This is a genomic window from Flavobacterium reichenbachii, from assembly GCF_002217435.1.
Lineage (GTDB): Bacteria > Bacteroidota > Bacteroidia > Flavobacteriales > Flavobacteriaceae > Flavobacterium > Flavobacterium reichenbachii.
In genome coordinates, this window is sequence record NZ_MUHF01000021.1 from 343,358 (window position 1) to 349,816 (window position 6,459).

A 6,459-nucleotide genomic window follows, 5' to 3' on the forward strand; every position below is an offset into this window, starting at 1 on the left:
TTGTTTAACTCAGGATATTTTTTTTATCTAAATCACATTTTAAATTCTAATGCATCTATCAGTCCTTTTTCTTCTTCTGTGGCTGTAAAACCAGAAATATCCCAATATTTGGTTAGAATGTGATTCTTTTTATTAAAAAGTGTTTTTTCTTTAAAAACGTCACTTTCATTATAAGTAAACTTTTGCTTATTGAAATTTGTGGTTATAAAATTATTACGAATTTGAATGTTTTTTACCTGATCTTTCAAAACAAGATCATAAGCAATTTCTTCATTCGAACTTAACAGATAATAATCTAAACCGTCTAATCTGTAATTTACTTTTACAATTGATCTTGTTATATTTTTAGCTCCGATTTTTGTTTTATCTTCTACTGCGGCAAGAGTTCCCGGAGTAACAATAATAGAAAATTCTATTATTAATTTCTGTTCAGAATCGTATACAATTTCAAAACTATCCAAAGCTTCTTTGGCTGTATCCAAAGGCGTGATAGACATAATGTAATAATTTTTATTTACAGGATGGCCTTTTATACCAAACTCGTATTCTTTTTTTGATTTTGAATTTAAAACTGGATTAAAGTAATTTAAATTATAATAATTCTCCATTATATTATTCAAATCATATCCTTTTAAGTCAGCACTAACATCCGTTTCTATTAGTCCGTAAGAACGATTCTGCTCTACTAAAAGAGTGGTTCCAACCTTTTTTTGATTTACCTCAAACTGAAAATTAACAAGTCCGTCATTATAGTAAGAATACTTGTTATCAAGCATAAAAAACTCTCTAACATACACCTTAAGACGAGAAGAAACTGCCAATTTTTTTTCAGAGTTAGAAACAATTTTCTGCAGTATTTTTTCTGGAGATTCTTTAGACAATACAACCTCGTCCAGTTTATTATCCTTACTCTTTAAGTACACTACAAATTCAGATTCTTTTAATGAAGCCCAGCGTACTGTTAAAGTCTCATAATTGGTTTCAGAAACCTCTATATTAGAACCTCCGGCAAGTACAAAACTCACCTTTCCATCTTGGTTGCTTAATAAAATTTGTTTTGTTTTAAGTACAACAACCGTCGCATTTTCTATAGGAAGCTGTGTTTCTATATCTTTTACAATGATAGAATATTCTGAATTTTGGGCAAAAACACTCGCACTAAAGAGTATAACAGTCAAAAGTATAAATCTCTTCATATACAATTATTAATTAATCCAACAAATTGTTAAAACAGTCATCAAATTAAATAAAAATAAAGCATTAAACACCAACAAAATACGAAATACTTAAAATTTTAGCACAAAAAAAGCCCCAAGCATTAATACTTAGGACTTTTCTTATGTATTTATTATGTTTTAATATTTTATACGAAATTTTTTATAAAACCAAATATAAAAAGGAATGAAAGTAAAACCAAAATTAATTCGTTGTATTCAATCCAATAATAAAATAAACTAAAAATTTTTGTATGAGAATCGTCTTGCTTTTCAACTAAAACAGTTATTTTTTCATTTATATTGAAGTTTGTAATCAGCTTTAATTCACCTTGATCACAATTCACAGTATCATTTTTTGTGTAATATTCAATAGTCGGAATTTCTCTCGAAATGTTAAGACTTCCTCGTCTTCCTGCAGTTTGGTGACTCGATGTGATTTTATGAAGTCCAACTACTTTCCCTTCGTAGAAAAAATAATTATTAAGGTTATTAATTTTCAAATACATGAAACCGATAAAAACCATAAAAAAACTAACAAGAACAGATCGTTTTCTTATAAAATCACGCAGTTTATTCATTATGCAGGAAAGCCTGACGAGCCAATAAAGTCTCCTCATCTTCTACATGATTGTCATCTGGCACACAGCAGTCTACAGGACAAACAGCAGCACATTGCGGCTCGTCATGAAAACCTTTACATTCTGTACATTTACCCGGAACGATATAATAGATTTCATCCGAAATTGGATTTTGAGCATCCTCAGCATCCACTTCTGTACCATCTGGCAAAATTATTTTTCCAGAAAGACTGGTTCCGTCTTTATATCTCCAATCGTCTGCTCCTTCGTATATTGCTGTATTTGGGCACTCTGGTTCACAAGCTCCACAATTTATACATTCGTCTGTTATAACTATTGCCATTTCTTTATTAGTCTTAAAGTTAAAATCCTTAAAGTTTGTAAAGCCAAAAAAATCAAAAAAGCTATTCCTGCCTTTTGACCGTGTGACTTTTGACTTTCGACTTATTTATCCGTATTTTTGTGCAAAATTACAATCAAAACAATTCATAAGCAAACATTATGACATTAGAAACAAAAAAAAGTGTTTTTGTTGAATTAGGAAAATTTTTAAGTCAGTTTTCTGAAGGCACGTCTGCAAAAAAATCTGACGTTTTATATAATGATATCTTTTTTGATGATTTCGAAAATCTTATCCATTTATCGCAGTCGCATAACGGCTGGTACACACCCGAACAAGTTTATTTTTCGATACAATCCTGGGCAGAAGCCCTGACAGAAGAGAATTTAAACAAATGGCTTTCTGCTTATACTATTGATCAAAATGACAATAATTCAAAAAACGTTGCTTTAATCTTAGCAGGAAATATTCCGCTGGTTGGATTTCATGATTTTTTGTCTGTTTTAATCACAGGAAACAAAGCTTTAATTAAAACTTCTTCAAACGATCAGCATTTACTGCCATTTTTGGCGAAGTACTTAATTGCTGTTGATGAGGATTTAAAAGATAAAATCACTTTTGTAGAAGGAAAACTCGAAAATTTTGATGCTGTAATTGCAACAGGAAGCAACAATACTTCTCGTTATTTTGAATATTATTTTAAAGACAAACCTTCGATCATTAGAAAAAACAGAAATTCGGCCGCCGTTTTAGACGGAAGCGAGACCAAAGAACAACTGGAGGATTTGGGCGAAGATATTTTTAGATATTTTGGTTTAGGATGTCGCAATGTTTCTAAAATTTTCGTACCAAGCGGCTATACTTTTGATACACTTTTTGAAGCAATTTTTAAGTATCAGGATGTTATTCACTACGAAAAATACGCTAATAATTACGACTATAACAAAGCTGTATTTTTGATGAGCAATTTTAAATTACTGGATAACGGATTTTTGACTTTGAAACAAGATACCAGCTACGCCTCTCCTATTTCGAGTGTTTTTTATGAATTTTATGAAAATATAGACGAATTGCAAACACGTCTTGAAGCTGATTCAGAACAAATTCAATGCATTGTAAGCAACGGTTTAATTAAAAACAGTACTGCTTTCGGAGAAACGCAAAAACCTCAATTGTGGGATTATGCAGATAATGTAGATACTATAACGTTTTTGTTAACAACAAAGTAAAAAAATGTTCAATTATTTCGAATAATTTATCGCTTTTTCAGCTCCTATTGCCGAAATTTGCGTCTTTAAAATTTTCGACTATTAACAACAACCATGAAAAAACACAACTACAGCGCAGGACCAAGTATTTTACCTCAGGAAGTTTTTGAGAAGGCATCACAAGCAGTATTAAATTTTAACAATTCTGGATTATCTATTCTGGAAATCTCGCACAGAAGTAAAGATTTTGTTGCGGTTATGGACGAAGCTCGTTCACTGGCTCTAGAATTACTAGGACTTGAAGGAAAAGGATATCAGGCTTTATTTTTACAAGGCGGTGCAAGTACAGCATTCTTAATGGCTCCGTATAACTTAATGAAAGAAAACGGAAAAGCCGCTTATTTAGACTCGGGAACCTGGGCAACAGCTGCAATAAAAGAAGCTAAATTGTTTGGAGAAACTGTTGTCGTAGCCTCTTCAAAAGAAGAAAATTACAATCATATTCCAAAAGGATACACAATACCAAGTGATGCAGATTATTTTCACTGCACCAGTAACAATACTATTTTTGGAACTCAAATAAAAGATTTTCCTGCAACTAATGTTCCTGTTGTATGCGATATGAGTTCTGATATTTTTTCACGTCAATTGGATTTCTCAAAATTTGATTTAATTTATGCCGGTGCTCAAAAAAATATGGGACCTGCAGGAACTACTTTAGTGGTGGTTAAAGAAGAAATTTTAGAGAAAAACGGAAGAACAATTCCAAGTATGTTAGATTATGCTAAACATATCAAAGCAGAAAGTATGTACAATACACCTTCTGTTTTTGCAGTTTATGTTTCGTTATTGACTTTACAATGGATTAAAGCAAAAGGCGGTGTTGAAGCTGTTGAAAAATTAAACGATGCAAAAGCTGCACTTCTTTATGCTGAAATAGACAGAAACCCATTATTTAAGGGAGCAGCAGTGGTAGAAGATCGTTCTAAAATGAATGTTACTTTCTTATTGAACAATCCAGATCACGCAGCAGCTTTTGATGCTTTATGGAAAGAAGCTGGAATCTCAGGATTGCCAGGACACCGTTCTGTGGGCGGTTACAGAGCTTCTATTTATAACGCCATGCCGATCGAAAGTGTTCAGGTTTTAGTTGATGTAATGAAAGCTTTGGAAAGTAAAGTTTAATCGTTTTTTTCGGTTAATCGTTAATTTGGTTAATTGTTTAATCGAAATATCTGTTTACACAAAAATATCAATTGAATATAGGATTTTTAGCCCCGATAGAAGTGGAAATCCTTTTGTGCCGGGGTTCGGCACAAAAGATTGTAACGAATAGCGGGATTAGCTCCTAAAACAAAAAAGTAAAATTATAATAGCTGGTTCATCGATTAAACAAATAAACGATTTACCAAATAAACAAAATACACAATGAAAGTATTAGCCAATGACGGAATTTCTAAAAGTGGAATTCTAGCCTTAGAAAAAGGCGGATTTGAAGTTATAACTACAAAAGTAGCTCAGGAACAAGTAGCAAACTTTATAAATGAAAATAATGTAAGCGTAATTTTAGTACGCAGCGCGACTAAAGTTCGTAAAGATATTATTGATGCCTGCCCTGGTATTAAAATCATCGGACGCGGTGGTGTTGGTATGGATAATATCGATGTTGATTACGCAAAAAGCAAAGGAATACATGTAATTAATACTCCGGCTTCATCATCAGAATCTGTTGCTGAATTGGTGTTTGGACACTTATTTTCTGGTGTTCGCTTTTTACATGATTCTAACAGAAATATGCCTCTTGAAGGAGATTCAAACTTTGACGGCTTGAAAAAAGCTTACGCAAACGGAACTGAATTAAGAGGAAAAACTCTTGGAATTGTTGGTATCGGACGTATTGGTCAGGCTACTGCAAAAATGGCACTTGGTTTAGGAATGAAAGTTATTGCAGCAGACAGTTTTATTCCGAAAGTTGATGTAAAAGTTGAGTTTTTCGACGGACAATCTATTACAACTACAATTGTTTCTCAATCTTTAGAATCTTTGTTTAAAGAAGCAGATTTCATCACATTGCACGTTCCTGCTCAGGATGGTTACATCATCGGAGAGAAAGAATTAGCAATCATGAAAGACGGTGTTGGAATTGTAAACTGTGCTCGTGGTGGTGTTATTGATGAAGTAGCTTTGGTAAAAGCTTTAGATTCTGGAAAAGTTGCTTTTGCAGGTTTAGATGTTTTCGAAAGCGAACCAAAACCAGAAATGGCAATTTTAATGCACACTAAAATCTCTTTGACGCCGCACATTGGAGCTGCAACCGGAGAAGCACAAGACAGAATTGGAACTGAATTAGCATCACAAATTATTACTTTGCTGAGCTAAGCAATCAAAAAATAGATTAACTTTAGAGGGATTTATTACGAATTTGTAATAAATCCCTTTCTTTTTTATTTATTTTTGTTGTTTAATTATAAACTATAAATCATGTTTGAGCAATTAACACAATTAGTACAACAGTACGGAAACTCGGCTGTTGTAAATAATAATGCCGTTCCTAACGAGCATAATGAGGGCGTGATAAACGAAGCGAATAGTACAATTTTTTCGGGATTAAAAAAGATTGCTTCAGAAGGCGGTGCAGAACAATTGGCAGGCTTATTTAGCGGAAATTCTCCAATAGACAACTCTAATCCTGTTGTACAGCAGATTACACAGCAATTACAAGGAAATCTTGGCGAAAAATTTGGATTAAGCAGTGAAGCTTCCTCCGGAGTTGCCTCTGGTATGATTCCTCAGATATTAAATTCTTTGGTTAACAAAGCTAAAGACCCAAATGACAGCAGTTTTCAGATTTCAGATATTATCAATTCCATTTCTGGAAACAGTGGACAAGCATCGGGAATTATGGACACAATCTCTAAATACGGAATGCAGTTTGGCCTGGACCAAAACGGTGACGGAAAAGTTGACGTGGCAGACGTACTTGTAGTAACAAAAAGTAAAGGAGGAATTTCTGGATTTATCGGGAAATTGTTTGGAAGTAAGTAAAATGTTCTGAGGTTCTGAGGTTCTGAGGTTCTGAGGTTCTGAGGTTCTGAGTAAAATATTAAAAGCTGTTT

At 33.1% G+C, this 6,459-nt stretch carries 7 protein-coding genes; 4 read left to right on the top strand and 3 right to left on the bottom strand.

What is annotated here, in order from left to right; all coding sequences use genetic code 11:
- Window positions 1–32 precede the first annotated feature (32 nt).
- From B0A68_RS18765 to B0A68_RS18775, 3 genes are all read right to left on the bottom strand, one after another.
- Window positions 33–1,196 carry a hypothetical protein gene (locus B0A68_RS18765; protein ID WP_035683814.1) on the bottom strand — a complete coding sequence of 388 codons (1,164 nt, stop codon included), beginning with the start codon at window positions 1,194–1,196 and terminating at the stop codon, window positions 33–35.
- Window positions 1,197–1,363: 167 nt separating this feature from the next.
- Window positions 1,364–1,717, bottom strand: a complete 354-nt coding sequence (locus B0A68_RS18770) for a hypothetical protein (RefSeq protein WP_123947527.1) — start codon at window positions 1,715–1,717, stop codon at window positions 1,364–1,366.
- Between the two features lie 70 nt (window positions 1,718–1,787).
- The gene (locus tag B0A68_RS18775; RefSeq protein ID WP_035683823.1) at window positions 1,788–2,138 is read right to left on the bottom strand and encodes a 4Fe-4S dicluster domain-containing protein; all 351 of its coding nucleotides are present in this window, start codon (window positions 2,136–2,138) and stop codon (window positions 1,788–1,790) included.
- A gap of 158 nt (window positions 2,139–2,296) precedes the next feature.
- On the opposite strand from B0A68_RS18775, the gene B0A68_RS18780 reads away from it, so the two are divergent.
- The 4 genes from B0A68_RS18780 to B0A68_RS18795 all read left to right on the top strand — a co-directional run bounded on the left by B0A68_RS18780 (window position 2,297) and on the right by B0A68_RS18795 (window position 6,388).
- A complete protein-coding gene (locus B0A68_RS18780) occupies window positions 2,297–3,364 on the top strand; it encodes an acyl-CoA reductase (protein ID WP_035683825.1) in 1,068 nt (355 codons plus the stop codon).
- A gap of 93 nt (window positions 3,365–3,457) precedes the next feature.
- A complete protein-coding gene (serC, locus tag B0A68_RS18785) occupies window positions 3,458–4,528 on the top strand; it encodes a 3-phosphoserine/phosphohydroxythreonine transaminase (protein WP_035683828.1) in 1,071 nt (356 codons plus the stop codon).
- 243 nt (window positions 4,529–4,771) lie between these two features.
- Window positions 4,772–5,722, top strand: coding sequence for a D-2-hydroxyacid dehydrogenase (locus B0A68_RS18790; RefSeq protein ID WP_035683830.1), 951 nt, complete (start codon window positions 4,772–4,774; stop codon window positions 5,720–5,722).
- Window positions 5,723–5,824: 102 nt separating this feature from the next.
- A complete protein-coding gene (locus B0A68_RS18795) occupies window positions 5,825–6,388 on the top strand; it encodes a DUF937 domain-containing protein (RefSeq protein ID WP_035683833.1) in 564 nt (187 codons plus the stop codon).
- Window positions 6,389–6,459: the final 71 nt, after the last annotated feature.